This window comes from Amycolatopsis sp. CA-211722, assembly GCF_056828465.1.
In genome coordinates this window covers 2,039,706-2,063,309 of sequence record NZ_CP184752.1, presented here as the reverse complement: position 1 = coordinate 2,063,309, position 23,604 = coordinate 2,039,706, and the positions used below count along the sequence as shown (strand labels likewise).

General features: G+C 68.0%; 28 protein-coding genes and 1 tRNA gene. 18 read left to right on the top strand and 11 right to left on the bottom strand.

The window, feature by feature from the left end:
• Nucleotides 1-80 precede the first annotated feature (80 nt).
• The 3 genes from ACOCEP_RS10200 (at nucleotide 81) to ACOCEP_RS10190 (ending at nucleotide 2,775) form a co-directional block, all read left to right on the top strand.
• Nucleotides 81-557, top strand: a complete 477-nt coding sequence (locus ACOCEP_RS10200; RefSeq protein WP_482337024.1) for a GNAT family N-acetyltransferase — start codon at nucleotides 81-83, stop codon at nucleotides 555-557.
• A gap of 83 nt (nucleotides 558-640) precedes the next feature.
• Nucleotides 641-2,326: a bifunctional metallophosphatase/5'-nucleotidase gene (locus tag ACOCEP_RS10195; RefSeq protein ID WP_482337023.1), complete on the top strand. Its 1,686-nt coding sequence runs from the start codon at nucleotides 641-643 to the stop codon at nucleotides 2,324-2,326.
• 110 nt (nucleotides 2,327-2,436) lie between these two features.
• Nucleotides 2,437-2,775 carry an MmcQ/YjbR family DNA-binding protein gene (locus tag ACOCEP_RS10190; protein ID WP_482337022.1) on the top strand — a complete coding sequence of 113 codons (339 nt, stop codon included), beginning with the start codon at nucleotides 2,437-2,439 and terminating at the stop codon, nucleotides 2,773-2,775.
• Here ACOCEP_RS10190 and ACOCEP_RS10185 read toward each other — a convergent pair.
• Both ACOCEP_RS10185 and ACOCEP_RS10180 read right to left on the bottom strand, forming a co-directional pair.
• Entirely contained in the window at nucleotides 2,772-3,299 is a 528-nt protein-coding gene (locus ACOCEP_RS10185) for a GNAT family N-acetyltransferase (RefSeq protein ID WP_482337021.1), read from the bottom strand. The two genes, ACOCEP_RS10190 and ACOCEP_RS10185, sit on opposite strands and share 4 nt — an antisense overlap.
• 34 nt (nucleotides 3,300-3,333) lie before the next feature.
• Nucleotides 3,334-3,726, bottom strand: a complete 393-nt coding sequence (locus ACOCEP_RS10180) for a pyridoxamine 5'-phosphate oxidase family protein (protein ID WP_482337020.1) — start codon at nucleotides 3,724-3,726, stop codon at nucleotides 3,334-3,336.
• A gap of 36 nt (nucleotides 3,727-3,762) precedes the next feature.
• On the opposite strand from ACOCEP_RS10180, the gene ACOCEP_RS10175 reads away from it, so the two are divergent.
• The gene (locus tag ACOCEP_RS10175) at nucleotides 3,763-4,164 is read left to right on the top strand and encodes a DUF4279 domain-containing protein (protein ID WP_482337019.1); all 402 of its coding nucleotides are present in this window, start codon (nucleotides 3,763-3,765) and stop codon (nucleotides 4,162-4,164) included.
• A gap of 61 nt (nucleotides 4,165-4,225) precedes the next feature.
• The gene (locus tag ACOCEP_RS10170) at nucleotides 4,226-4,879 is read left to right on the top strand and encodes a hypothetical protein (protein ID WP_482337018.1); all 654 of its coding nucleotides are present in this window, start codon (nucleotides 4,226-4,228) and stop codon (nucleotides 4,877-4,879) included.
• A 1-nt stretch (nucleotide 4,880) separates the two neighbouring features.
• On the opposite strand, the gene ACOCEP_RS10165 is transcribed toward ACOCEP_RS10170, so the two are convergent.
• Complete coding sequence (locus ACOCEP_RS10165) at nucleotides 4,881-5,369, bottom strand: GNAT family N-acetyltransferase (protein WP_482337017.1); 489 nt, start codon at nucleotides 5,367-5,369, stop codon at nucleotides 4,881-4,883.
• Nucleotides 5,370-5,383: 14 nt separating this feature from the next.
• Nucleotides 5,384-5,899: a hypothetical protein gene (locus tag ACOCEP_RS10160; protein ID WP_482339670.1), complete on the bottom strand. Its 516-nt coding sequence runs from the start codon at nucleotides 5,897-5,899 to the stop codon at nucleotides 5,384-5,386.
• 107 nt (nucleotides 5,900-6,006) lie between these two features.
• On the opposite strand from ACOCEP_RS10160, the gene ACOCEP_RS10155 reads away from it, so the two are divergent.
• On the top strand, nucleotides 6,007-6,222 hold the full coding sequence (locus ACOCEP_RS10155; protein WP_482337016.1) for a hypothetical protein: 216 nt from the start codon (nucleotides 6,007-6,009) through the stop codon (nucleotides 6,220-6,222).
• 93 nt (nucleotides 6,223-6,315) lie between these two features.
• On the opposite strand, the gene ACOCEP_RS10150 is transcribed toward ACOCEP_RS10155, so the two are convergent.
• Both ACOCEP_RS10150 and ACOCEP_RS10145 read right to left on the bottom strand, forming a co-directional pair.
• Nucleotides 6,316-6,963, bottom strand: a complete 648-nt coding sequence (locus ACOCEP_RS10150) for a YdcF family protein (protein ID WP_482337015.1) — start codon at nucleotides 6,961-6,963, stop codon at nucleotides 6,316-6,318.
• A 71-nt stretch (nucleotides 6,964-7,034) separates the two neighbouring features.
• Nucleotides 7,035-7,105: transfer RNA gene (locus ACOCEP_RS10145), tRNA-Gly, on the bottom strand.
• 110 nt (nucleotides 7,106-7,215) lie between these two features.
• Here ACOCEP_RS10145 and ACOCEP_RS10140 point away from each other — a divergent pair.
• On the top strand, nucleotides 7,216-8,421 hold the full coding sequence (locus ACOCEP_RS10140; protein ID WP_482337014.1) for an oxygenase MpaB family protein: 1,206 nt from the start codon (nucleotides 7,216-7,218) through the stop codon (nucleotides 8,419-8,421).
• A gap of 13 nt (nucleotides 8,422-8,434) precedes the next feature.
• Complete coding sequence (dcd, locus tag ACOCEP_RS10135) at nucleotides 8,435-9,016, top strand: dCTP deaminase (RefSeq protein WP_125679521.1); 582 nt, start codon at nucleotides 8,435-8,437, stop codon at nucleotides 9,014-9,016.
• Here dcd and ACOCEP_RS10130 read toward each other — a convergent pair.
• Nucleotides 9,013-10,200, bottom strand: a complete 1,188-nt coding sequence (locus ACOCEP_RS10130) for an FAD-dependent oxidoreductase (RefSeq protein ID WP_482337013.1) — start codon at nucleotides 10,198-10,200, stop codon at nucleotides 9,013-9,015. The genes dcd and ACOCEP_RS10130 overlap by 4 nt on opposite strands.
• A gap of 73 nt (nucleotides 10,201-10,273) precedes the next feature.
• On the opposite strand from ACOCEP_RS10130, the gene ACOCEP_RS10125 reads away from it, so the two are divergent.
• Together ACOCEP_RS10125 and ACOCEP_RS10120 are read left to right on the top strand one after the other, a co-directional pair.
• Complete coding sequence (locus ACOCEP_RS10125) at nucleotides 10,274-10,732, top strand: MarR family winged helix-turn-helix transcriptional regulator (protein WP_482337012.1); 459 nt, start codon at nucleotides 10,274-10,276, stop codon at nucleotides 10,730-10,732.
• Between the two features lie 121 nt (nucleotides 10,733-10,853).
• Nucleotides 10,854-11,546: a CAP domain-containing protein gene (locus ACOCEP_RS10120; RefSeq protein ID WP_482339669.1), complete on the top strand. Its 693-nt coding sequence runs from the start codon at nucleotides 10,854-10,856 to the stop codon at nucleotides 11,544-11,546.
• Here the strand turns inward: ACOCEP_RS10120 and ACOCEP_RS10115 are convergent.
• The 3 genes from ACOCEP_RS10115 to ACOCEP_RS10105 all read right to left on the bottom strand — a co-directional run bounded on the left by ACOCEP_RS10115 (nucleotide 11,540) and on the right by ACOCEP_RS10105 (nucleotide 15,516).
• Entirely contained in the window at nucleotides 11,540-12,523 is a 984-nt protein-coding gene (locus ACOCEP_RS10115) for a cation diffusion facilitator family transporter (protein WP_482337011.1), read from the bottom strand. The genes ACOCEP_RS10120 and ACOCEP_RS10115 overlap by 7 nt on opposite strands.
• Before the next feature lie 30 nt (nucleotides 12,524-12,553).
• Nucleotides 12,554-13,066, bottom strand: coding sequence for a DUF742 domain-containing protein (locus ACOCEP_RS10110; RefSeq protein ID WP_482337010.1), 513 nt, complete (start codon nucleotides 13,064-13,066; stop codon nucleotides 12,554-12,556).
• Between the two features lie 155 nt (nucleotides 13,067-13,221).
• A complete protein-coding gene (locus tag ACOCEP_RS10105; RefSeq protein WP_482337009.1) occupies nucleotides 13,222-15,516 on the bottom strand; it encodes a (Fe-S)-binding protein in 2,295 nt (764 codons plus the stop codon).
• 153 nt (nucleotides 15,517-15,669) lie between these two features.
• Here ACOCEP_RS10105 and ACOCEP_RS10100 point away from each other — a divergent pair, with 153 nt between their 5' ends.
• Genes ACOCEP_RS10100 through ACOCEP_RS10090 form a run of 3 tightly spaced genes read left to right on the top strand, consistent with a single transcriptional unit; the run spans nucleotide 15,670 to nucleotide 17,014 of the window.
• Nucleotides 15,670-15,996, top strand: a complete 327-nt coding sequence (locus ACOCEP_RS10100; protein ID WP_482337008.1) for a DMT family transporter — start codon at nucleotides 15,670-15,672, stop codon at nucleotides 15,994-15,996.
• The gene (locus tag ACOCEP_RS10095) at nucleotides 15,997-16,557 is read left to right on the top strand and encodes a TetR/AcrR family transcriptional regulator (RefSeq protein WP_016338154.1); all 561 of its coding nucleotides are present in this window, start codon (nucleotides 15,997-15,999) and stop codon (nucleotides 16,555-16,557) included. It abuts the gene before it with no gap.
• Between the two features lie 22 nt (nucleotides 16,558-16,579).
• Entirely contained in the window at nucleotides 16,580-17,014 is a 435-nt protein-coding gene (locus ACOCEP_RS10090) for a GNAT family N-acetyltransferase (RefSeq protein WP_482337007.1), read from the top strand.
• 69 nt (nucleotides 17,015-17,083) lie between these two features.
• Here the strand turns inward: ACOCEP_RS10090 and ACOCEP_RS10085 are convergent, their stop codons facing one another.
• Complete coding sequence (locus tag ACOCEP_RS10085) at nucleotides 17,084-17,623, bottom strand: YbhB/YbcL family Raf kinase inhibitor-like protein (protein ID WP_482337006.1); 540 nt, start codon at nucleotides 17,621-17,623, stop codon at nucleotides 17,084-17,086.
• Between the two features lie 325 nt (nucleotides 17,624-17,948).
• Between ACOCEP_RS10085 and ACOCEP_RS10080 the strand changes: the two genes are divergently transcribed.
• From ACOCEP_RS10080 to grpE, 5 genes are all read left to right on the top strand, one after another.
• On the top strand, nucleotides 17,949-18,716 hold the full coding sequence (locus ACOCEP_RS10080) for a DUF4097 family beta strand repeat-containing protein (RefSeq protein WP_482337005.1): 768 nt from the start codon (nucleotides 17,949-17,951) through the stop codon (nucleotides 18,714-18,716).
• 26 nt (nucleotides 18,717-18,742) lie between these two features.
• The gene (locus ACOCEP_RS10075; RefSeq protein ID WP_482337004.1) at nucleotides 18,743-19,414 is read left to right on the top strand and encodes a DUF4097 family beta strand repeat-containing protein; all 672 of its coding nucleotides are present in this window, start codon (nucleotides 18,743-18,745) and stop codon (nucleotides 19,412-19,414) included.
• Nucleotides 19,411-20,817 carry an alpha/beta hydrolase gene (locus ACOCEP_RS10070; RefSeq protein ID WP_482337003.1) on the top strand — a complete coding sequence of 469 codons (1,407 nt, stop codon included), beginning with the start codon at nucleotides 19,411-19,413 and terminating at the stop codon, nucleotides 20,815-20,817. The genes ACOCEP_RS10075 and ACOCEP_RS10070 overlap by 4 nt, the downstream gene beginning before the upstream one ends.
• A 166-nt stretch (nucleotides 20,818-20,983) precedes the next feature.
• Nucleotides 20,984-22,855 carry a molecular chaperone DnaK gene (dnaK, locus tag ACOCEP_RS10065; RefSeq protein ID WP_219147117.1) on the top strand — a complete coding sequence of 624 codons (1,872 nt, stop codon included), beginning with the start codon at nucleotides 20,984-20,986 and terminating at the stop codon, nucleotides 22,853-22,855.
• Complete coding sequence (gene grpE / locus ACOCEP_RS10060) at nucleotides 22,852-23,595, top strand: nucleotide exchange factor GrpE (RefSeq protein ID WP_482337002.1); 744 nt, start codon at nucleotides 22,852-22,854, stop codon at nucleotides 23,593-23,595. The genes dnaK and grpE overlap by 4 nt, the downstream gene beginning before the upstream one ends.
• The last annotated feature ends 9 nt before the right edge of the window (nucleotides 23,596-23,604 follow it).

Genomic DNA, 23,604 nt, shown 5'->3' with positions numbered 1-23,604 from the left:
GGCCGAGTGGCCGACCCCGATCTTGGCCGATCGGCGATATTCGCTCCCCGATCCGCCGGTGGACGTGGGATTCTGCCCGGATGGTGCTCGTGCGACGGCTCATCCCCGCGGACCTCGAAGTCTTCCGTGAGATCCGCCTGCGTGCCCTGACGGACACGCCCGAGAACTACGGCTCGATTGCCGCGGCCGAACGCGCGCAGTCCGACGAGGAGTGGCTCGCGAAGCTGGCCGGGGACGCCTGGTTCGCCGCCTTCGACGACGGGCGCGCGGTGGGTCTCGTCGCCGGGCGGGCGCGCGACGACGGCTGGATCCTCTATTCGATGTGGGTCGCGCCCGAAGCCCGCCGCCAGGGGCTGGGCACCAGGCTGCTGGGTGAAGTGCGGTCGGCCGCCGAGGAAGACGGCGCGCGCGAGGTGTGGCTGCACGTCGCCGAGGACAACGACCAGGCGCGGCGGCTGTACCTGCGGCTCGGTTTCCTCGCGACCGGGGAACTGGAGCCGATGCCGAACGACGTCACCCGGCGGCGTGAACGTCTCTCGCTGCCCGTCGCCATGTGACGTTTGCCTATCGTCCTGCTTTCTCCCCTGGTGAAGGTCAAATCCGCAAGGCAGACTCCTCCGCCGTGCGAATCGGAGGAAGCATGAAACTCTCTACCCGGCTGGCCGTGGTCGCCGGCGCCGCGCTGACCGCGCTGGCCGCCGTCGCCGCGCCCGCGTCCGCCACGTCGGCGACCACCGACGTCCGGCTGATCACCTTCAACGATCTGCACGGCAACCTCGAACCGCCGTCCGGTTCGAGTGGCCGTGTCACGCTCCCCGACGGCAAGACGGTCAACGCGGGCGGTGCCGCCTACCTCGCGACGCACCTGAAGAAGCTGCGAGGCGAAGCGCGTAACTCGATCGTCCTGTCGGCAGGTGACAGCATCGGCGCGTCGCCGGTGATCTCGGCGCTGTTCCACGACGAGCCGACCGTCGCACTGCTGAACCGGCTCGGGGTCGAGGCCTCCGTGGTGGGCAACCACGAATTCGACGAAGGTCTCAAGGAGCTCCGCCGCATGCAGCACGGCGGCTGCCACCCGACCGACGGCTGCCAGTTCCGCGACTCCTTCAAGGGCGCGAACTTCCCCTTCCTCGGGTCCAATGTGTACTACGAGAACGGCTTCCCGGCGTTGCTGCCGTTCAGCATCGAGTTCTCCGGAGGCGTCCCGATCGGCGTCATCGGCGCGACGCTGAAGGATCTGCCGCAGGTCGTCACCCCGGAGGCGATCAAGGGCCTGAAGTTCGGCGAAGAGGTCCAGGCCATCGACCGCACCGCCAAGCTGCTCGACCTGTTCGGGGTCAAGGCGCAGGTCGTGCTGCTGCACCAGGGCGACAACTCCGAGACCGCCGGTCCGGACGAGTGCAAGGTCAAGCCGGGCGCCGCGACGGCCATCGCGCAGAAGGTGACGTCCACAGTGGACGCGATCTTCACCGGGCACAGCCACCAGCAGTACAACTGCGTGATCAACGACCCCGAGGGCAAACCGCGCCCGGTGATCCAGGGCGCGTCGTTCGGCCGTCTGCTGTCGGTCGTCGACCTGAAGATCGACCGCCGCACCCTCGACGTCGTCCGTGGTGAGACCAAGGCGCACAACCAGATCGTCACCCAAGACGTGAAGCCGGACCGTGACGTGCAGGACCTGATCGACGAGGCCAAGGCCAAGGCCGCGCCGATCGCGAACAAGGCCGTCGGCACCATCACCGCGGACCTGTCCGCCAAGGGCGCCCCCTCCGGTGAATCGCCGCTCGGCGACGTCATCGCGGACGCCCAGCTCGAAGCCACGAAGTCGAACGGCGCGCAGATCGCGATGACGAACCCGGGCGGGATCCGCACGGACTTCACCTACCTGTCCTCGCCCGCCGGCGAGGGCGCCGGCGTCGTGACCTACGGCGAGGCGTTCGCCGTGCAGCCGTTCGCGAACATCATGCAGACGATCACGCTCACCGGGGCCGACCTGAAGAACGTGCTCGAACAGCAGTGGCAGGCCAACGGCGTCGTGCGGATCCTGCAGATCTCGAAATCGCTGAAGTACTCGTACTCGGCGTCGGCGGCCCAGGGTTCGCGCGTCTCGAACCTCACGCTCGACGGCGCGCCGATCGACCCGGCGGCGTCGTACCGCGTTTCGGTGAACAACTTCCTCGCCGCCGGCGGGGACGGCTTCACCGAGTTCACGAAGGGGACCGATCTGTCGGGTGGTCCGGTGGACCTGGACGCGCTGATCGCGTACTTCGGGGCGCACCCGGGCATCGCTCCGCCGCCCGCGGACCGGATCACCGCCCTGCCGTAACCCCTCGCGAGTGTCATGAAAGGGTCGTTCCTGACGTTTTTCGTCCTGAACGGCCCTTTCCTGACATCTACGGGGTGGTTTTGTCAGTGACCCAGGGCACAATGGCCGCCATGACGACCTGGGAAGAAGTCGTGGAACTGGCGGGCAGGCTGCCCGAGGTCGAGGAGTCCACTTCGTACCGCACGCCGTCGCTCAAGGTCGCGGGCAAGAGTTTCGCCCGGCTGCGCACCGAGGCCGAGGGCGGGCTGATGCTGCTGTGCGAGCACGCGGAGAAGGAGGCGCTGCTGGCCTCCGGAGACCCCGCGTACTTCACCACGCCGCATTACGACGGCTACGGCGCGATCCTCGTCGACCTGGAGAAGGTCGAGAAGGCGCAGCTGCGTGAACTCATCGAGGAGGCCTGGCGGAGGAAAGCACCCGCCAGGCTCACGAAAGGACTGAGCGACTAGCGGAGTTCCCCTTCGAGCAGGCTCATCAGGTATTCGTCGTGCCACTGGCCGTTCTGGCCGCGGAACGACTGCCGATGCCTGCCGTCCACCTGGAACCCGAGCTTCTTGTAGATGTGGATCGCGGCCTCGTTGTCGACCACGACCCACAGCGCGATCATGTGCAGCCGCATCATCTCGAAGCCGTAGCGGCAGAGGGTGCGCATGGCGTCGGTGCCGTAGCCGCCGCCCCAGTGGTCCTTCTCGCCGAGATAGATGTCGAGTTCCGCGCGGCCGCCTTCCGGCGTGGCGTCGCGCAGGGTGCAGGTGCCGATCAAGGTGCCGACGGCGAGGCTCTCGATCGCGAACTCCACCTGGCTGAAGCTGTTCGGCTTCCGGCGGGCGAAGCGTTCGCGGATCTGGGCGAGGGATTCCGGGTGGTCCGCAGGCAGCCAGCGCGTGACCTCCGGGTCGTTGTGCCAGCGCCACAGCGTGTCCGCGTCCTCGGGTTCCAGCGGGCGCAAGCGGATCAGTTCACCGGTCAGCATCGTCCATCCCAAGATCGGTATCGGACTTTCCAGACTATTGGGCGACACCCGCGAGCAGCCACCGCTTAACGGGGACTTCCAGCAGCACCCTGGCGCCGAACGGCTCGACCTCCACGCCCGCCGCCCAGCCGTCGTACTTCGCCGCCAGGGCCGCGAGAACGTCTTCGCGCAGGTCTCCGCGATGGACGCGTGCCGTGCCTTCGGCGACAACGGGCGCGTCGCCGTCTTCCAGCGCGATGCTGACGCGCGGATCGTTGCCGATGTTGCGCACCTTGACGTTCCGTTCCCCGCTGCCGACCCAGAAGACGTCGTCGAGGTACACGAACCACACCGGCGTGACGTGCGGCGATCCGTCCACGCGGAGCGTGCACAACCAGGCGTTGCGCTCCCCGGCGAGCCGTTCGATAAGCGATTGATCACGTTTCACCTGGTCAGCCTGCCCGAAAGCTAGGGTGCCGGGCGTATGAAGGTCCACCAGTACTGCTACTTCGCCTTGAAGAGCGAAACCGTGTCCGCCGGGGAGATCACCGCGCGGCTCGGCATGGAGCCCGACGAGGTCCTGGTACTGGGTTCGCGGTCCCCCGAGCACCGGTTGCCGCGGATGCACGCCTGGCAGGTGACGCATCGCGGTTCGGAACCGGTCGACGACCAGATCGAGAGCGTGATCGGCAGGCTCGCCCCGGTCCGGCCGGAAATCCGGCGGCTGGTGGACGAAGGCGCGAGCGCGGTGCTGCAGGTGGTGCGCTACTTCCATCATCGTGACGGAGGCGAAGAGTTCGGCTGGCATCTCTCGCCCGCCGTGCTCGCGTTCCTCGCCGAAGCCGCCGCCGCGCTCGACGTCGACGAGTACGACCTCAGCGAATGAGCTTCCGCCGGTCGTGGTGGGATGGTGCCCCACAGCCGGACAACCCCGTTGGGAGCCCAGCATGTCGAGCGAGAACTGGCCGCTGAGTCAGGATCCCGAGTCGCCGGTGATCATCTCCCGGTCGCTGGTGGAGGATCCGTCGAACCTCGCGTTCGTCGTCCTGGACGACGACGGTGACTGGTTCATCAGCGACGGCAACGAGTTCTCCGAGGACATGGAGGCGAACAAGGACGCGTTCGGCGCGCTGCCGCTGCGGGAAGCGGTGGAGCTCATCCCGGAGATCGCCGCGCTGGCCGGCCTCCCCACCGGCATGGCCGCCGACTGGGATCCGGAGCGGCGAGCGTGGCTGCTGAGTTCGGTCGCCGACTCGGACGACGACGAGGAAGACCTCCTGGTGCGCGCCGCCCGCCTCGCCGCGTGGACGCATCCGGGCTCGCCACTGGAGGAAGTCCAGGTGAGCACCGAACTCGCCGAGATCTCCACCGACCCGGCCGCCCCGGCCCGCGCCGTGCGCCAGGTCGTCCGCGAGGCCGACGGCAGCTGGCTGCTCGTCGGATTCCAGGTGCCGGAGAACGAGGACTTCGAGGTCGAAGCCCTCGAAATGGAGCACGCCGTCACGCTGTACCCGGACGTCGCCCTGGTGCTGAGCGCCGCGCCCGGCCAGGTGTACGACCGGCCGAGCGCCGACGCGCCTTGGGAACTCGTCGAAGGCTGACTCAGCCCAGGTCGCAGTACATGACGTGCAGCCCGATGCGCCCCAGCGTCGGGTGCTCGAACGCGCCCGGCACCGTCCCGACGATTTCGAACCCGAGCCGTTCGTAGATCCGGATCCCGGCCACGTTCGATTCGGCGACCGCGTTGAACTGCATCCCCGCGAACCCCCGTTCCCTGGCCCACTCCAGGGCGTTCGCGCACAGCGCGCTCCCGACACCCTTGCCGCGCAAGTCTTTGTCGACCATGAAACTGGCCGTCGCCACATGCGACCCGGGCCCGCCGCGGTTCGGCCCCATCTTGGCCGTTCCGAGCACGCGGCCGTCCTCGACCGCGACCACCGTCCGGCCCGGTGGCGTCTCGACCCAGGTACCGCGGGCGGCGTCCTCGGTGAGGTCCGGTTCGTAGGTGTACGTGTCCGCCGACCGCACGACTTCGCGCACGATCGGCCAGACCTGCGGCCAGTCGTCTTGGGTGAACTCGCGGATCTCCATACCTGGCACGGTAATCAACAACCCGCCCGGCGGTTCCGCCGCCACCGCCAGACGAAGCCGGAAAGCAAGAGCAGGCCGGCGATCGTCAAACCCGCGCCGATCCAGATCCGCGTCGAGCCGGATTCCCGCTCGACGCGGATCCCCGGCGGCAATCCGGCCGCGATCCCGTCGATCTTGGCCTGGACCGAACGATGATCGAAGACGCTCAGCTCGCCGTCTTCCGCCAACGTCGCCAGCCAGCGGCGAATCTCGTCGTTCTGCTCGCGGGAGAAGCCGGGGAATTCGAGCGAGGCGTCCCGCAGCACTCCCGGACCCATACACCTCAGCGGTTCCCCTGTGGACGCGTCGAGATATTGGCCTGTCGCCCCGCATTCGTCACCCGCCTTGGCGAAAACGACGGTGTACGGCCCCGGGGTGCTGCCCGTGTTCAAGCCGATGACGAGGAAGATCCCGCCGACCAGGAGGAGCGGAAGGATCAGCGACCCGGCCACCACGGTGAGCAAGGCCACGGCCGTACCGTCGCTCGACATTTTCCGCACGCGCCAGAAGGTAGCGACTCGGCGAGGGACGGGTCCCCGGCAGCGAAATCGTACCGATTCAAGTCGGTGTCGAGCCTGATCGCGGCTACGCTGGGCGCATGATCACTGGTGACGGCCCAGATCTGGCTGCTCTCGGCCGTCAGGAGACTCGTCGCCACACCAAGGGCCTCAGCCGGCCGGCCGAGGTGTGGCCGGAAACCGAGCCGCCGCGTCGTCGCTTTCGAGCGGTCGGTGTGTTCGACGGCGAGCGTGACCTCGGACGGTGTTCCAAGCGATTGGCCCGCCATGAACTCGGCGGTGGATCGAACGCTTGAAGGCTGACCTGGCGAGAGGTGATTTCTCCCGCTCACCAAGCCGTGGCACCGCTTGATACGTTACCGCCCGAGGGAGCCCCCGATTCTCGAACGTCAGAGCAGGCGTGCCCTGAAACCCGCCTGGACCAAACGATCGTAAGCCTCGGCGACGCTGGTCGGGATGTCCTGCTGGACAGCGAAACCACGCTCGGCGTAGACGGTGATCCGTTGCGTATCACCGACAAGCATGTTGATCACCCGGTCCACGTCGCCGATGCTCTCGACGTAGTCATCCAGCGGCAACGGCCGGGAAGCGCAGATGACGTCCACCTCCGGCCACAGCTTCTTGCCGGTCGCGTAGGCGCGCCGTTGCTGATACGGCCGGGAGATGAGAACGACCGACCCGACCCCATGCGGCTCTAACAGCCGCCGCGTGAACTCGATGTTGTCCCCGGTGTTCCGAGCCTCGGTCTCGACCAGGATCGCGTCATCCGGGACGCCCAGCGCAAGCGCGTGTTCGCGATAGTGCACCGCTTCGCCGCGCGGGAAGCGTTCGACGGTGGTCGGCGCGTTCGCCCCGGTGAAGACGATGCGCGGGAACATCCCGGCGTGGAACAGTTCCGCGGCACAGGTGGCGACGCCGAGGTCGTGGCTGCCGAGTCCGATGCCGACGTCGGCGGGCCGGAGCTCGTGGCGCATGTCGTGGTAGTCCCAGAGCGTCTCGACGTCGGCGCGGAGATCTTCCGGCAAGGTCTCGGGCATCAGGACTCCGAAGCAAAGCGAAAGCCCCAGGTCCTAAGTGGACAACCACTGACCTGGGGCTTTCGCATCTGAGCGGATGACGGGAATCGAACCCGCGTATTCAGCTTGGGAAGCTGATGTTCTACCATTGAACTACATCCGCAGTGCTCGGCCAGCATACATGGCCCGGATCTCTCCTTGCCAAGACCCCGCCCATCTTGACGTCGCCGCCAGAAGTGACAACACTTGTTGTCTACCTCGGAGGTGATCCGGATGGGCGAGCGGCTGCCTGATCCCGAACTGTTCCGTCAAGGCGGGTTCCGGGTCGCGTCGAGGTTGTTCATCGAGGGCGACATCAGGGGCGACGAGCGCCAGGTCGCCCGGTTGCGGCAGTTCGCGCAGCGCGAGGACCCGGCGGCCGACGTGCTGGTGCCGTTGCTGCGTAAGGGCGCGCAGCCCCAGTTCGAACAGGCGCTGCGGCAAGGCATCGACAGCGTCGAGAGTCCGCCGGAGGAGCTTGAAGCCTTCTTCCGCGACGTCGAGGCGACGCCCTACTGGGTCGACCCGGACCGGCTGGACCGCGGAGCGCGGGCGATCACGCGCGCCGGGTTGCTCGGCCTGTTCCCGCTCGGCGACGTTTCGCTGATGGGCGGCTATCTCGCGTCGCGTGCCACGAAGTCGCTCGTCGGCACCGGCGAGATCGAGTACAAGGCGGCACGGCGGCTCGTCGAGACGGCGACGTGGTGGATCCACGTGACGACGCCGGGCGCGTTGGTGCCCGGCGGGCGCGGGTACGAATCCGCGTTGCGGGTGCGGATCGTGCACGCGCATGTCCGCGCGGCCATGAACCGCCGCAAGGACTGGGACTACGCCGCTTGGGACAAGCCGGTCAACCAGGTCCAGACCGCGGGCACGCTCCTGCTCTTCTCGCTCGTCTACGTCTTCGGCACGCAACTGCTCGGGCTCCGCTACAGCGCCCGTGAGCGCGCCGACATCCTCCACCTTTGGCGTTACGTCGGCTGGCTGATGGGCGTCGACGAGGAGCTCCTGCCCGCCGGCGAGGACGACGCCTGGCGTCTGCTGTGGCTGCTCGCCACCACCGAGTTCATCCCGGACGACGATTCCAAGCGCCTCGCCGCGGCGCTCATGAAATCCCACGCCGGGATCGGTGAGGGCCGCGGCGCGCTCGGCAAGGTCCTCGCGCACGTGTCGGTCGCCGGGCACGGCGCGATCAGCAGGCTCCTGCTGGGCAAGACCAACGCCGACTTCCTCGAACTGCCCGACGACCCGATCGCCCAGGCGGCGGTGGTCGCGGCGGCGGGCGTCAACTTCGCCGCCGAGACCGTCCGGCGGGTGGTGCCCGGAGCGACGGCGCTCCAGGAACTGCTCGGAGCCGCCGGACGGCGCCACTACCTGCGGCAGGTCACCAAGGTGTTCGGGCTCGACCCGACCTACGGCAGGCACATGAAGGCCGCTTGACTACGCTGATCGCGTGCTCCTCAGCGACCGTGACCTCCGTAAAGAGCTCGACGCAGGCCGTCTCGGCGTCGACCCGTTCGACCCGACGATGGTCCAGCCGTCGAGCATCGACGTGCGACTCGACCGCTACTTCCGCGTGTTCGACAACAGCAAGTACACGCATATCGACCCGCAGCTCCAGCAGGACGAGCTGACCTCGCTGGTCGAGAAGGAGGGCGAAGACCCCTTCGTCCTTCACCCGGGCGAGTTCGTCCTCGGCTCCACCTACGAGACCGTCACGCTCGCCGACGACCTCGCCGGCCGCCTGGAGGGCAAGTCCTCCCTCGGCCGGCTCGGCCTGCTCACGCACTCGACCGCGGGCTTCATCGACCCGGGCTTTTCCGGTCACATCACGCTGGAGCTGTCGAACGTCGCCAACTTGCCGATCACGCTCTGGCCCGGCATGAAGATCGGCCAGCTCTGCATCTTCCGCCTGTCCAGCGCTGCGGAGTTCCCGTACGGCTCGAACGAGGCCGGTTCGCGTTACCAGGGGCAGCGGGGCCCGACGCCGAGCCGCGCGTACAAGAACTTCCACCGCGTCGACACCTGGCGCTAAGAAGCGACCGGGGCATTCCAATCGATCCGGTGCCGCCACATGAAGGCGTTCGGATCCTCCGCCGGCGGGTTCTTGAACGCCCGTGTGAGGAAGAAGTCCCGGATCACCCGCCCGACGGGCCCGACCGCCTTGTCGTCGCCGTTGCGCTTCCCGCGCTCGACGACGGCTTCGACGCGCTCGCGCCGCAGCCCTTCGTAGGCGGCGAGCGCCTTCGGGATCGAGGGCACGTCGCGCAGGCATCGCGCCAGCGTGACGGCGTCCTCGATGGCCATCGCGGCGCCTTGCCCCGCCGCCGGTGAGGTCGCGTGGGCGGCGTCGCCGATGATGACCATCCGGTCGGTCCGCCAGGCCGGCACGCTCGGGAAGTCGTACGTCGCCCACGGCCGGTAGATCTCGCGCGTCGCGCGCACGATCTCGACGGCCGGGGTGCGATCCACCGCCAACCCCCGGATCAGGTCCTCTCGCCAGGTGGCCGGCACGGTGAGGTCGGCCGGAGACGGCTCACGCTTCCGGGGCACGTTCGCGAACCACCAGACGCCGCCGTCCGGGTGGACGACGTGCGCGAAGAACAGCCGCCTGCCGAACGTCATGTGCATGACGCCGGGTTCGTCGTCCAAACGCGGGCCCTCGGCCAGCCCGCCGGTGTTCAGCAAGGGCACGTAGCGCGGTGACGGCGCCTTCGGGTCGATGATCGTCCGCACCCGCGAGCGCAGTCCGTCCGCGCCGATCAGCAGGTCGCCCTCGGCCGACGAGCCGTCCTCGAAGGTCGCGAGGACCCCCGAAGCGGTCTCGCGCGCGTCGGCCAAACGCTTGCCGTAGCGGATCTCGATGCCGCGTCTGACGGCTTCGTCGCGTAGCCCGACGTACAGCTCGGAGCGCAGCACCGTCTGGCTCACCGTGCCGTCTTCGAGCTGCCCGCCGAGGGCGAAATCCGCCAGCTCACGTCCGTCACCGAGGTGCATCTTGATCCGTGGTGTATCGAATCCCAAGCTCTTGACCAGGCTTTTCAGTCCCAACGGTCCCAGAGCGTCGAGACCGTTCACCGCGAGGGTCAGGAACGCGCCGACGCCTTCCGCGGTCCGGTCGTACGCCTCGTGGATCACCGGCTCGTGGCCCGTCTCGTGCAGTGCGATCGCCGTGATCGTGCCCGCGATACCCCCGCCGGCGATCAGTACCTTCGCCATGTCGTTCACCCCATCGAATATCTTAGAAACTAATTCGTTCTATCGAACTAAAGACTCCGCTAGGCTGGCCGATGTGTCAAGCGAGCGAGCGGAACTGATCGAGCGGGTCCTCGGCGGGGCGCGCGCGCTGTCGACGGAGACGGTCATGTTCCACACGGCGATCGCCGAGCAGCGCGGCCTTTCGGCCGTCGAAAGCAAGGTCACCGACTACCTCGTCCGCTTCGGGCCGCAGACGCCCAAGGCGCTGTCGCACCTTTCGGGGCTCGCGCCGGCGTCGATCACGGCGCTCATCGACAGGCTCGAAAGCAAGCGGATCGTCGCCCGGAAGCCGCATCCCGAGGATCGGCGAAAGGTGCTCATCGAGATCGACGGGGCGATGATGGCCTCGGCCGCGCCCCTGTGGGATCACCTGGTGAAGTCGGTCCGCGAGGCCTGCGAGAACTACACGGACGGGGAGCTGGAGACCGTGGTCCGGTTCCTCGCCGACGCGGCGGCGATCACGCACGACTCCACGGGCCGCCTGAGCCGCTGACCGGTATTACTACTTTCGGGGGTATTGCCGTAACCGGTTCGTGATAAATTTCGGCCCCGTGTCCCCCAATAGAACGCGAAGCCGGTTACTGCTAGTCACGCTCAGTGTCCTGCTGGGCGGGGTGATCGCCAGCGCGAGCTACCTGATGGTGACCGACCGGTTCCAGGGCACCGCGCTGAGCAATCTCTCACTCAGCGTGCCCGACACCAAGGGCAGACCCGGCGACGCCCTCGCGAAGCCCCCCTCTTACTTCGGTCAGACGTCCGCCCCTGCCCCTGGCGGCCCCGCGCCCGGGTCGCCTGCCCCGACGTCGTCTTCGGCGGCTCCCACGTCATCCTCGGCGCCGCCCAGCTCGTCTTCCGCCGCGGCCGAGCCGCCAGCCCAGTCCTCCGAGGCTCCCAAGCCCACTTCGAGCAAGGCGCCGGCACCGCCGCGTTCGCAGGACAGCTCGCTCGCCGGACAGGTCATCGACCTGGTCAACGCCGAGCGCGCCGACGCCGGCTGCTCGCCGGTGAGCAACGAGCCGCATCTCGCCGCCGCGGCGCAGGGGCACAGCGACGACATGTCGGCCCGCAACTACTTCTCGCACACGACACCGGAAGGCGTCACGTTCGACCAGCGCATCCGCGCCGCGGGCTACGACAAGCCCGGCGCCGAGAACATCGCCAAGGGCCAGTCGAACGCGGCCAAGGTGATGGACGCCTGGATGAACTCCGAGGGCCACCGCGCGAACATCCTCAACTGCAAGCTGAAGAAGATCGGCGTCGGCGTCAACACCAAGGGCATGTACTGGACGCAGAACTTCGGTTACTGACCCTTGTCCCAGTCGCCGTAGCGGGCGAGCACGGCCGCGCGCAGCTCGGCGTCCGTGCGTGGGACGGGTTCGATGAACACCTCGGTGACGTCGCCGAAGCTCCCCGTCAGTTCGGTCGCCATCCGGACGCAGGCGCGTTCGACCTCCGCGGCGCCGAGCGTGTCGTCGAAGTCGACGCGGGCGCAGACGAGCACCTGATCGGTGCCCATCAGCATGGTCTGCAGGTCGACGACGGCTTCGATCTCGGGCGCCTTCCTCAGATGGTCGCGCACCGCGCGCACCAGCCTCGGATCCGCCTGCCTGCCGATCAGCAGGCCCCGGTTGGTGCGGCCGAGCAGGTAGGCGACCAGCGCGAGCAGGACACCGATCGCGATCGACGCCGCGCCGTCCCAGACGTGCGAGCCGGTGAGCTGGTGCAGCCCGATCCCGGCGAACGCGAGCAGCAGGCCGATCAGCGCGGCCGAATCCTCGAACAGCACGGTCTTCGGCGCCGGATCGTCGATCATCCGCAGGTAGACCGAGACCTTCTGGCCCGATTCGGCGGCATCGCGGCGCACCTGCCGCACGGCCTGGAACCACGAGACGGATTCGAGCGCGAACGCGATCGCGAGGACGACGTAGCCGACGATCGGGTCGGTCTGCTCGGTCGCCTCGCCGAAGACCGTCGAAAAGCCTTCGTAGAGCGCGAACATCGCGCCCGAGGCGAAGATCGACACCGCCGCGAGCAGCGACCAGAAGTACCGCTCCTTGCCGTAGCCGAACGGGTGGACGCGGTCGGCGGGCCGGTCCGACCGCTTCAGCGCGGTCAGCAGGAGCACCTCGGTGATCGTGTCGGCCACCGAGTGCGCGGCTTCCGACAGCATCGCGCCGGATCCGGTGATGATCCCGGCGATCAGCTTCAGCACGGCGATGGCGAGGTTGACCCCACCCGCCAGCACCACGGTCAGCGTGCTTTCGTCACCGGATTCTTCACTCACCTCGCGTAGCGTAGTGCGAGTGCGCCGATCTCACAGGCGACGCAAACCCTGCAGGACACGTTCCATCAAGGCGAGTGCCGGATGGCCGTCGAATTCGGCCTGCGTTTCATGAACGGTGACCAAACCGAGTTCGGCCATATCACCCAAAAGGACCTTTGCAACGCCCAGTGGAACGCTGAGGGCCGCGGCGACTTCGGCGACGGAAGTCGGCCGCCTGCACAGCGATCTCACGGAATGGAATTCGACGCTGAACCCCGGCGCGTTCCACGGCGCGTCGTTCCGGACGGAAATCATCGCTTCGATCGCGAAGTTCCGTTTGGACTGTGTGCGTCCGCCCGTGCGGACGTACGGGCGGACGCGTGTGCGACGGCGTTCCTGCCGCGGCGGCCGCCGGGCGGCCGGGATGCTGGGGATGGTCGCTTCCTGGGCCATCCTGGCGAATGCCGCGGAAGAAGGGACGCGGGCGGGCGGGCGAACGGTCGGCGACCCCGGCATCGCGAGCCGGTGTTCCTTGACCGAGCGGAGTTCGTGCCGGTTGCCCATCGATTTCCTCGCCCCTTTTTTCGGATCCGCTGCAGCCTATCGCCACGGTGTACCGCCGAACGGGTAACGGGACCGAATGGCCCGGACGCCATAAAACAAGAGGGAACATTCTCTCGCATTATGTGCGAGAGAATGTTCCCTCCGGATGTGACGTTCTACTTGTCTTCCTCCGGAAGCGGGGTTCCGGTGGCCGTTTCGTCGGTGGGCACGTCGGCCTTTCCGTCGAGTTCGGCGTCCGAGACGGCGTCCAGGGAGGGCGCTCCCGCCGGGACCAGTTGCGGCTCCGGCTTCCGCTTGACGGCGGTCAGCAGCAGCTGGGCGACATCGACGACCTCGACCTTCTCGCTCGCCTGCCCGTCGCTCTGGCGCGCGGTGACGCCGTCGGTGAGCATCACGCGGCAGAACGGGCAACCGGTCGCGATCTTCGACGGGGCGGTGCCGAGCGCTTCGTCGACGCGCTCGACGTTGATCCGCTTGCCGATCTTCTCTTCCATCCACATCCGCGCGCCACCGGCGCCACAGCACATCGAGCGGTCACCGTGTCGCGGCATTTCGCGCAGCTGCGCGCCCGAAGCGCCGACGAGCTCACGCGGAGCGTCGTAGACCTTGTTGTGGCGGCCCAGGTAGCACGGGTCGTGGTAGGTGACGTCCTCGGCGACGGGGGCCACCGGGGTCAGGTGCTTCTCCCGCACCAGGCGGTTGAGCAGCTGCGTGTGGTGCACGACGTCGAACTGGCCGCCGAGCTCCGGGTACTCGTTCGCGAGGGTGTTGAAGCAGTGGGCACAGGTGACGACCACCTTGCGCGCCTTGCGTTCGCGGCCCTCGAACACCGAGTTCAGGATCTCGACGTTCTGCTGCGCCAGCATCTGGAACAGGAACTCGTTGCCCGCGCGGCGGGCCGGGTCACCGGTGCACGACTCCTCCGAGCCGAGCACGGTGTACTTGACGCCCGCGATGTGCAGCAGCTCCGCGACGGCCCGCGTGGTCTTCTTCGCGCGGTCCTCGAACGCGCCGGCGCAGCCGACCCAGAAGAGGTACTCGGTGTCGCCGAGGTCGCCGTCGAACACCGGCACCTCGAAGTCCAGGTCCTCGGTCCAGGCGAGCCGGTCCTTGGCGTTCTGGCCCCACGGGTTGCCCTTGTTCTCCAGGTTCTTGAACATCCCGTTGAGCTCGCTGGGGAACGCGGACTCGATCATCACCTGGTAGCGGCGCATGTCGACGATGTGGTCGACGTGCTCGATGTCCACCGGGCACTGCTCGACGCAAGCGCCGCACGAAGTGCAGGACCACAGCACCTCGGGGTCGATGACGCCACCGTCGTCACCGATGAGGGCCTTCTGGGACTCGGCGATCGCGAGGACGTCGATACCCGCGTACATGTCGTCGCCGGACAGACCGACCTCGTCACCGGCCATGTCGCGCTTGCCGCCTGCGAGCAGGTACGGCGCCTTCGCGTAGGCGTGGTCGCGAAGCTGCGTGATGAGCAGCTTCGGCGAGAGCGGCTTGCCGGTGTTCCACGCGGGGCATTGCGACTGGCAGCGGCCGCATTCGGTGCAGGTGGAGAAGTCCAGCCAGCCCTTCCAGCTGAAGTCCTCGATCTTGCCGACGCCGAAGGTGTCCTCGTCCGGGTCCGCCTCTTCGAGGTCGAGCACCTTGCCGTTGCTCATCATCGGCTTGAGCGCGCCCAGCGCGACTCCGCCGTCGTCCTCGCGTTTGAAGTAGATGTTGAAGAAGGCGCTGAACCGGTGCCAGGCGATACCCATGGTCATCGTGCGCGCGATGACGATCAGCCAGATCGTCGCGCTCATCAGCTTGACGAAGGCGAACACCGAGACCAGGTTCGGGCTGGCGGGCAGCAGCTCACCGATGGGGTGTGAGACGAACGCCGCCCAGATCGGGGTTTCGTGGACGTTCAGCGCGGACTTCGCGGCGCGGACGCCGATGATGCCGATGCCCTCGATGAGCACGACGGCCTCGATGAAGTACGCCCACTTGAAGTTGGAGCCCTGGAAGCGGGACTGCCGGTCGGCGCGGCGCGGGTGGTTCTTCTGGCGGACCCAGATCAGCACCAGGATGCCGACGATGGTGCCGACCCCGAGCAGCTCCATGAGCAGCTGGAACAGCGACCAGTCGTCGAGGATGGGCCAGCCCCAGGTCGGGACGAAGACCTCGCCGTAGGCCTCGAACAGCGCGAGCGACCCGATCAGGAAGCCCCACATGACCAGCCAGTGCGCCGGGCCGACGCTCTTGACCTTGTTCATCCGGGTGTGCGCGGCGAATTCCTTGATCAGGGTCTTCATGCGCGGGATGAACGGGCCGTTGCGGGTCGAGTCCGGCTGACCGAGGCGGATCACCCGCACGAAGCGGGCGATGGTCGCGAAGAACATTCCCCAGGCGACGACGCCGAGCAGGACCGCGATCCCGCCGAGCGTCAGCTGTACAGCGCCCATCGTCGGGTGCCTTTCGTCCGAGTGAAGCGTGTGGTGGTTCGGGCAGACTAATGCTTCTTACTGATGGGTAACCCACTGACCGCGCCCAAGTCCCACCGATGTGGTGTACGCCTCTCTTGGTTTTAAGACGATCGTCCAGGTAGTTTTTGTGACATGGGTGCGTATCTCCTTCTGGCTTTGGCCATCGCCGCTGAGGTATCCGCGACGGTGTCGTTGAAACTTTCCGAGGGCTTCAGCAAGGTGGGGCCGTCGATCGTCGTGGTCGTCGGATACGCCGTCGCGTTCGTCGCGCTCGCGTATGTACTGAAGGCGGGCGTGCCGGTGAGCGTCGCCTACGCGATCTGGGCCGCGGCCGGGGTCGCGCTGGTGGCGGCCGTCGGCATCGTCTTCTTCAAGGAACCGGTCAACCTGTCCGTGATCGCCGGTCTGGTACTGGTGGTCGGCGGTGTCGTGTTGATCGAGGCAGGGAGCGCGCACTAAGTGAAGATCCAGGTCGACGGCCGCAAGGCCAGGGGTGAGAAGCGGCGTGAGGAGATCATCGCGGCCGCGTTGCGGGTGATCGAACGGGACGGCGTCGCCGGCGTCACCCATCGGACGGTCGCCGCCGAGGCGGGCGTGCCGACGGCTTCGACGACCTATCACTTCTCGAGCCTCGACGACCTGCTGATCGCGACCCTCATCTCGTGCGCGCGGGACATGGCGACCGAGGTCTACTGGATGATCGACCGCGCCCGGTCGCGCGGCAGCCGCGGCGCGGAAGAGGTCGCCGGGCTGCTCGCGGAGGCGTTGGGCCCGCGCCGCGGGCGGACGATGGCGGAGTACGAGCTGTACCTGCTGGCCGCGCGCAAACCCGAGCTGCGGCCCGCCGCCCGGCGCTGGCTGGACGTGCTGACCTCGATGGTCCGGCACGACGACGAGGTCGCGTTCCGGGTGTTCCTCGCCGGGATCGACGGCCTGCTGATCCAGGGCCTCATCGACGACGAGCCGCCGTCCGCGGAGGAACTGCGGCCGGTGGTGGACTACCTGCTGAAACCTCGTTGACCTGCTGGGTAGCGTTCGGATCATGAGGACTGTCGGCGCATACGAACTGGATGACGACCCGGCACGGGTGGACCTCGACGTGGTGTGGAAGCACCTGTCCACCGAGGTCTACTGGGGCAAGTGGCGAGACCGCGAGCTGGTCGAGAAGGTCTTCAGGAACGCTTGGCGCGTCGTGGGCGCGTACGAGACCTCGACCGGTCGCCTGGTCGGGTTCGCGCGGGCGTTCTCGGACACCGTCGGCAGTGCCTATCTCGCGGACGTCTTCGTCGTCGACGAGGCGCGCGGCGCGGGGCTCGGCAAGGAACTGGTCCGGGAGATGATCGACAACGGGCCGGGCGCGAAGTTCCGGTGGATGCTGCACACCGCCGACGCGCACGGGCTGTACCGGCGGTTCGGCTTCGGTGACCCGCCCGAGGGGCAGTACATGGAGCGTTCGCGGGCGAACGGGCAGTGCTGAAGGGGACCTTCCCCGCATGAGACGTGGTGAAAGCGTCCTTCACCGCGTGCCATGCGGGGAAAGCGTCCTTCAGCCCTTGTTCTCGTGCAGGGCCGTCAGCGACGCCCGGGCGATCGCGTGGCTGAAGAGGTTGAAGCCGAGGAATGCCGGCGTGGCGTCTTCGCCGACTTCCAGCTTTTCGACGTCCACGGCGTGCACCGTGAAGATGTACCGGTGCGGCCCGTGCCCGGGCGGCGGGGCAGCGCCGAGGAACTGCTTTACGCCGCCGTCCCCCTTCAGGGTGACCGCGCCTTCCGGCAGGCCGGAGCCCGCCTCGTCGCCCGCGTTCGCGGCCAGCGCCGTCACCGACGCCGGGATGTTGAAAACCGCCCAGTGCCAGAACCCGCTCGCCGTCGGGGCGTCGGGGTCGTAGCAGGTCACCGCGAAACTCTTGGTCCCGTCGGGAAAGCCCTCCCAGGACAGCTGCGGGGAACGGTCCTCGCCGCCCGCGCCGAAGATCCCGGAAAGCTGGGGCGTCGGCAGGAAACCGCCTTCCTCGATGTCGGTGCTGCTCAAGCTGAAGGCAGGCAGATCGGGCAGGAATTCGTACGGATCGGGTGCCTGCGGCATGCGTCCTCCTGATCGTCGAACAGATGACGGAGCCAGGCTAGGCGCTGTCCGGTGAGTCTGTTCGATGGGCTTCGTGATCCAGGTGGTTCCTGGCGGTGCGGGCGGATCGGCCTCGTACCGGGTCGTACTCGGCCGTATCCGCCCGTGCCGTCAGGGGCCGCCTGGGCGCGAAGACCGCGAACAAGACTTGCCGGAGAGTGCCTATGACCCCGAGGACCCCGGCGCGGGTTCAGGGACGAATCCGGGGGTTACCCCTATGTCCAACCCGCCGCGCTGCCCTTAGCGTCGAGCTACACGAAAACCTGCTCTGGAGGGACTCAAGACCATGGCGCGCCCACTCCTCGCGATCGGAGGCATCGCGTTGATCGGCGTCGGTGTCCTCACCGGCCTCGGCTGGTGGTGGCCGTCCGACGCGGAGGCCACCGCGGAGGTGACCCAGCCGATCCGCAGCGTGCGGATCGACAACGACGAGGGCAAGGTCAAGATCCGCACCGGCGAGGGGCCGGTCCGGATCCACCAGGAGTTCGAGTACCGCTGGAACAAGCCGGGCGACGCGTTCCGCGTGGAAGGCGACACCCTGGTCCTCGCGGACTGCGGAACGACCTGCGAGGTCGGCTACGACGTGGTGGTCCCGGCCGGTGTCCCGGTCTCGGGCAAGCTGGACTCGGGGGCGCTCGACATCGCCGGAGTGTCCACTGTGGACGTCATCGTCGATTCCGGCGCTGTTTCCGTCGCCGACGTGCCGGGCACCGTGAAGGTGCGGTCCGACGCGGGCCGCGTCGAACTGGCGAACATCGGCCAGGCCGTCACCGTGCAGGCCGCTTCCGGTGCCATCAAGGGGGAACGGCTCGGCGGCAACGTCGAGGCCCGCACCGACAGCGGCCGCATCGAACTCGAACTGCTCAAGGGCGCGGACGTCACCGCCCAGACCGACAGCGGTTCGGTCGAGGTCACCGTCCCGCCCGGCGAGTACAACGTCACGGGCGGTTCCGGCAGCGGCCACCGCGACATCGACGTGAACCAGTCCGGTTCGGCACAGCACCGGCTCGATCTCAACACCGACAGCGGAAGCGTCAAGGTCCAAGCGGCCTGACCGACTTTTCGGGGGAATACTTTCTCATGGGGAACAAGGAGAAGCGCGTCCTCGGCGCGCTCGCTCTCGGCGCGCTGACCGCCTTCGGGATCGTCGGCTGCACAGGGGAAAACCAGCAGAAGCTGAGCGACGGCGCGCCCGTCACCGAGCAGATCACCGCGATCCGGGTGGACGTCCCGGTCGGCGGGGTCACGCTCCGGGTCGAGGACGGCGCGCCCGTCTCACTGCGCCGCGAAGTGACGTACACCGGCAAGAATCCCGGAAAGACGCACAGTGTCGAGAACGGCACGCTGGTCCTCGGCGGCTGTCAGCAGTGCGGCGTGGATTACGACGTCGTGGTGCCACGCGAACTGGCGATTTCCGGGTCCATCGGCACCGGCAAGATCACGCTCGCCCGCGCCGCCTCGGTCGACCTGAAGGGCGACGTCGGCGATCTGAAGGTGATGAGCACGTCCGGGCCGGTCAACCTGCGCACCGGCACCGGTGACATCGAGGTCGGGCTCGCGAAACCCGGCGCGGTCACCGCGAACGCGGAGGTCGGCAAGGTCGTCGTGTCCGTCCCCGACGGCGCGTACCAGGTCCGCGCGAAGGCGGAGGTCGGCAAGGTCGAAACCGGCGGCGTCCGGCAGGACCAGGCGTCGGCGCACGTCCTGGACCTCCAGTCCGGCACCGGCTCGATCACGGTGAAGCCCGCGTGAAGACGCTGGCCGCGATCACCGCGCTGACCCTGCTGCCGCTTTCCGCGGCGCCGGCGTCCGCCGCGGCCGGGATCGGCTGGAAGCCGTGCGCGACCGAGTACGCGCCGACGCTGGAATGCGCGAGCCTGCCTGTCGGCGACGGCTTTTCGATCGCGCTGGCGAAACTGCCCGCGACCGATCCCGCGCGCCGCGTCGGTTCGCTGCTGACGAATCCGGGCGGTCCCGGTGGCGCCGGGGTCACCGTGCTGAAGTACGGCGGCCGCGGTTTCGCGCTGGACAAGCCGGAGATGGCCGAAGTTCGGCAGCGGTTCGACGTCATCGGGTTCGACCCGCGCGGCGTCGGCGAAAGCACGCCCGCGATCACCTGCGGGCCGGGTCTGCATGATCCGTCGGTCAGCCGGTTTCCCCGGAGTCGCGCCGATTACGACAAGCTCCTCGCGCACAACCGCGCTTCGGGCGGCGAATGCCTGAAGAGGACCGGGCCGGGATTGTCCTCAGTGGACACTTGGCGGGCGGCGGACGACGTCGAGGCGATCCGGGCCGCCCTCGGCGAGCCGAAGGTGAACTGGCTCGGCGTCTCCTACGGATCCGAACTCGGCGCCGTGTACGCGGAGAAGTACCCGAAGCGGGTCCGGGCCATGGTGCTCGACGGCGCTGTCGACCACTCGCGGCCCACCAGGCAGGCGGTCCTCGAAGAAGCAGTCGCGACCGAAGGCGCCCTCAAGGACTTCGCGAAGTGGTGCACGACGTCGGCCGAGTGCGTGCTTCGCGGCAAGGACGTCCTCGCCACCTACGACGCCTTGATGCGGACGCCCGGCGGCGTGCCGTCGAAGCAGCTCGGGCGGAACGTGACCGCCGAGGAGCTGGCGTCCGGGGTCTACGGCAACCTCATCTTGCCCGCGTTCTGGCCGGGCTTGGCGAAGGCGATCGACGCCGCGACGGCGGGCGACGCGGACGGACTGCTGCCGTATTCGCAGCTCGACCCGTCCTATGGCGCGTATCGCTCGATCGGCTGTCACGACTTCGGCTCGCCGTTCACCTCCTACGCCGACATGCGGGCGATGCAGGGACTGGTGAAGGCGCTCTCGCCGCACGGCTGGCGGTACTCGGAGTTCTGGGACATGGCGAGCGGGTGCGCGGCCTGGCCGGTGCCGCCGGCGTACCTGCCGCGGCCGCAGAAGGTGAGCGGCGCGGCGCCGATCCTCGTGGTCGGCGGTGAACACGATCCGGCGACGCCGCTCGTTTGGGCGAAGGGGCTCGCGAGGAACATCGAGAACTCGACGTTGCTCGTCGACGCCGGGTACGGGCACACGGGGCTGCTGAACTCGGCCTGCGTGCGTTCCGAAGAGGTGAAGTACCTGGTGAGCGGTGTCACACCCGCTCCGGGCACGGTCTGCCGGTAGTCCGGGAACAAGACGGCCGTGCCGCACGTTGAGCCGGATACAAGGTTGAGTGAGGGTGACTCAAGTCCGGCTTGACGGAAGCCCCACCATCCCGATACAACTTGCGTTGAGCCCACTCAAGGTGGGTGAGAACGTGCAGGTCACGAACTAGCAGGAGGATCACACCATGGCGCGAGCGGTCGGCATCGACCTCGGCACGACCAACTCGGTCGTCGCTGTCCTTGAGGGCGGCGAGCCGACGGTCATCGCCAACTCGGAAGGTTCCCGCACCACCCCGTCCATCGTCGCCTTCGCCAAGAACGGCGAAGTGCTGACCGGCCAGCCGGCGAAGAACCAGGCCGTGACGAACGTCGACCGGACCATCCGGTCGGTCAAGCGGCACATCGGTACCGACTGGAAGACCGAGATCGACGGCAAGGCCTACACCTCGCAGGAGATCAGCGCCCGCGTGCTGATGAAGCTCAAGCGCGACGCCGAGGCGTACCTGGGCGAGACCATCACCGACGCGGTCATCACCGTCCCCGCCTACTTCGAGGACGCGCAGCGGCAGGCCACCAAGGAGGCCGGGCAGATCGCCGGCCTGAACGTGCTCCGCATCGTCAACGAGCCCACCGCGGCGGCGCTGGCGTACGGCCTCGACAAGGGCGAGAAGGAACAGACCATCCTGGTCTTCGACCTCGGTGGCGGTACGTTCGACGTCTCGCTGCTGGAGATCGGCGAGGGTGTCGTCGAGGTCCGCGCGACCTCCGGTGACAACCACCTCGGCGGTGACGACTGGGACGAGCGGATCGTCACCTGGCTGGTCGACAAGTTCAAGTCGTCCAACGGCATCGACCTCACCAAGGACAAGATGGCGCTCCAGCGCATCCGTGAGGCCGCCGAGAAGGCGAAGATCGAGCTGTCCAGCTCGAACTCGGCCAGCATCAACCTGCCGTACATCACCGTGGACGCGGACAAGAACCCGCTGTTCCTCGACGAGCAGCTTTCCCGCGCCGAGTTCCAGAAGATCACCTCGGACCTGCTCGAGCGCACCCGCAAGCCGTTCAACAACGTCATCCGTGACGCGGGTGTCGCCGTCGGCGACATCGACCACGTCGTGCTCGTGGGTGGTTCCACCCGCATGCCGGCCGTGTCCGAGCTGGTCAAGGAGCTGACCGGCGGCCGCGAGCCGAACAAGGGCGTGAACCCGGACGAGGTCGTCGCGGTCGGCGCGGCGCTGCAGGCCGGTGTGCTCAAGGGCGAGGTCAAGGACGTCCTGCTGCTCGACGTGACCCCGCTTTCGCTGGGCATCGAGACCAAGGGCGGCGTGTTCACCAAGCTCATCGAGCGCAACACCACGATCCCGACCAAGCGTTCGGAGATCTTCTCCACCGCGGACGACAACCAGCCGTCGGTGCAGATCCAGGTGTTCCAGGGTGAGCGCGAGATCGCCGCGCACAACAAGAAGCTCGGCATGTTCGAGCTGACCGGTCTCCCGCCCGCCCCGCGTGGCGTGCCGCAGATCGAGGTCACCTTCGACATCGACGCCAACGGCATCGTGCACGTCCTCGCGAAGGACCTCGGCACGAACAAGGAGCAGTCGATGACGATCACCGGTGGCTCCGCGCTGCCGAAGGACGACATCGAGCGCATGGTCAAGGACGCCGAGGCGCACGCCGAGGAGGACAAGCAGCGCCGCGAGGAGGCGGAGACCCGCAACCAGGCGGAGACGCTGGTCTACCAGACCGAGAAGTTCGTCAAGGACAACGAGGACAAGCTGCCCGACGAGCTCAAGGGCAAGGTGAAGTCCGCGATCGACGAGGCCAACGAGGCGCTCAAGGGCACCGACTCGGCGAAGATCCGCGAGTCCATCGAGAAGCTGAACACCGCTTCGCAGGAGCTGGGCACCGCCCTCTACGCGAACGCCACCCCGGGTGCCGAAGGTGCCGCCGGTGAAGGCGCCGCCGGTGCGGCGGGCGCGGGTGCCGGTTCGCAGGCCAAGGCGGACGACGTCGTCGACGCCGAGATCGTCGAAGAAGACGAGAAGGACAAGAAGTGACGGGACGCTACGACGAAACCGAGGGCCGGGGCCCGGAGGAACCGGTGGTCGTGCGGGACCGCAGGCGGATCGATCCGCTGACCGGTGAAGTCCGCCCGGCCGCCCCGGCCGCCGAAACCCAGGACGGCCCGAAGCACGCCGCTCCGAGTGAAGAAGCCGCGTCGACCGAGCCGGAGCCCGCGGCACACGCGGGCCCCGGCCTCGGGGAGTCCATTGTGGACGACTCCGTGTCGGTGGCCACCGGTCTGGAGAAGGAGCTGGCGGAACGCACCGCCGACCTCCAGCGTCTCCAGGCCGAGTACGCCAACTACCGCAAGCGTGTCGACCGCGACCGCGAGCAGGTCGTCGTCGGTGCGAAGGCGTCGGTCGTCAACGATCTGCTCCCGCTGCTCGACGACCTCGAGCGCGCGGAGCAGCACGGCGATCTGACCGGTGCCTTCAAGGCGGTCGGCGAGAAGCTGGTCGGGAGCCTGCAGCGGTCGGGCCTCGAGTCGTTCGGCGCCGAGGGCGAGCCCTTCGACCCGAGCGTCCACGAGGCGGTCCAGCACAGCACGTCGCCGGACGTCAGCGAGCCGACGGTCACCATGGTGATGCGCCGTGGCTACCGCTTCGGCGAGCGCGTGCTGCGCCCGGCGATGGTCGGGGTCACCGACCACGAGCCCGGCGCCGCCCCGGTGGACCCGCCCGTCGGCGGCGAGCTGCCGCTCGAGGGCGAACTTTTCGATGAGAACAACCGCTGATCGGCGATA

Coding starts and splice junctions, on each gene's coding strand:
- ACOCEP_RS10200 (WP_482337024.1), top strand. CDS start 81: ATGGTGCTCGTGCGACGGCTCATCCCCGCGGACCTCGAAGTCTTCCGT.
- ACOCEP_RS10195 (WP_482337023.1), top strand. CDS start 641: ATGAAACTCTCTACCCGGCTGGCCGTGGTCGCCGGCGCCGCGCTGACC.
- ACOCEP_RS10190 (WP_482337022.1), top strand. CDS start 2,437: ATGACGACCTGGGAAGAAGTCGTGGAACTGGCGGGCAGGCTGCCCGAG.
- ACOCEP_RS10185 (WP_482337021.1), bottom strand. CDS start 3,299: ATGCTGACCGGTGAACTGATCCGCTTGCGCCCGCTGGAACCCGAGGAC.
- ACOCEP_RS10175 (WP_482337019.1), top strand. CDS start 3,763: ATGAAGGTCCACCAGTACTGCTACTTCGCCTTGAAGAGCGAAACCGTG.
- ACOCEP_RS10170 (WP_482337018.1), top strand. CDS start 4,226: ATGTCGAGCGAGAACTGGCCGCTGAGTCAGGATCCCGAGTCGCCGGTG.
- ACOCEP_RS10165 (WP_482337017.1), bottom strand. CDS start 5,369: ATGGAGATCCGCGAGTTCACCCAAGACGACTGGCCGCAGGTCTGGCCG.
- ACOCEP_RS10160 (WP_482339670.1), bottom strand. CDS start 5,899: ATGTCGAGCGACGGTACGGCCGTGGCCTTGCTCACCGTGGTGGCCGGG.
- ACOCEP_RS10155 (WP_482337016.1), top strand. CDS start 6,007: ATGATCACTGGTGACGGCCCAGATCTGGCTGCTCTCGGCCGTCAGGAG.
- ACOCEP_RS10150 (WP_482337015.1), bottom strand. CDS start 6,963: ATGCCCGAGACCTTGCCGGAAGATCTCCGCGCCGACGTCGAGACGCTC.
- ACOCEP_RS10140 (WP_482337014.1), top strand. CDS start 7,216: ATGGGCGAGCGGCTGCCTGATCCCGAACTGTTCCGTCAAGGCGGGTTC.
- ACOCEP_RS10130 (WP_482337013.1), bottom strand. CDS start 10,200: ATGGCGAAGGTACTGATCGCCGGCGGGGGTATCGCGGGCACGATCACG.
- ACOCEP_RS10110 (WP_482337010.1), bottom strand. CDS start 13,066: ATGGGCAACCGGCACGAACTCCGCTCGGTCAAGGAACACCGGCTCGCG.
- ACOCEP_RS10105 (WP_482337009.1), bottom strand. CDS start 15,516: ATGGGCGCTGTACAGCTGACGCTCGGCGGGATCGCGGTCCTGCTCGGC.
- ACOCEP_RS10100 (WP_482337008.1), top strand. CDS start 15,670: ATGGGTGCGTATCTCCTTCTGGCTTTGGCCATCGCCGCTGAGGTATCC.
- ACOCEP_RS10090 (WP_482337007.1), top strand. CDS start 16,580: ATGAGGACTGTCGGCGCATACGAACTGGATGACGACCCGGCACGGGTG.
- ACOCEP_RS10085 (WP_482337006.1), bottom strand. CDS start 17,623: ATGCCGCAGGCACCCGATCCGTACGAATTCCTGCCCGATCTGCCTGCC.
- ACOCEP_RS10080 (WP_482337005.1), top strand. CDS start 17,949: ATGGCGCGCCCACTCCTCGCGATCGGAGGCATCGCGTTGATCGGCGTC.
- ACOCEP_RS10075 (WP_482337004.1), top strand. CDS start 18,743: ATGGGGAACAAGGAGAAGCGCGTCCTCGGCGCGCTCGCTCTCGGCGCG.
- dnaK (WP_219147117.1), top strand. CDS start 20,984: ATGGCGCGAGCGGTCGGCATCGACCTCGGCACGACCAACTCGGTCGTC.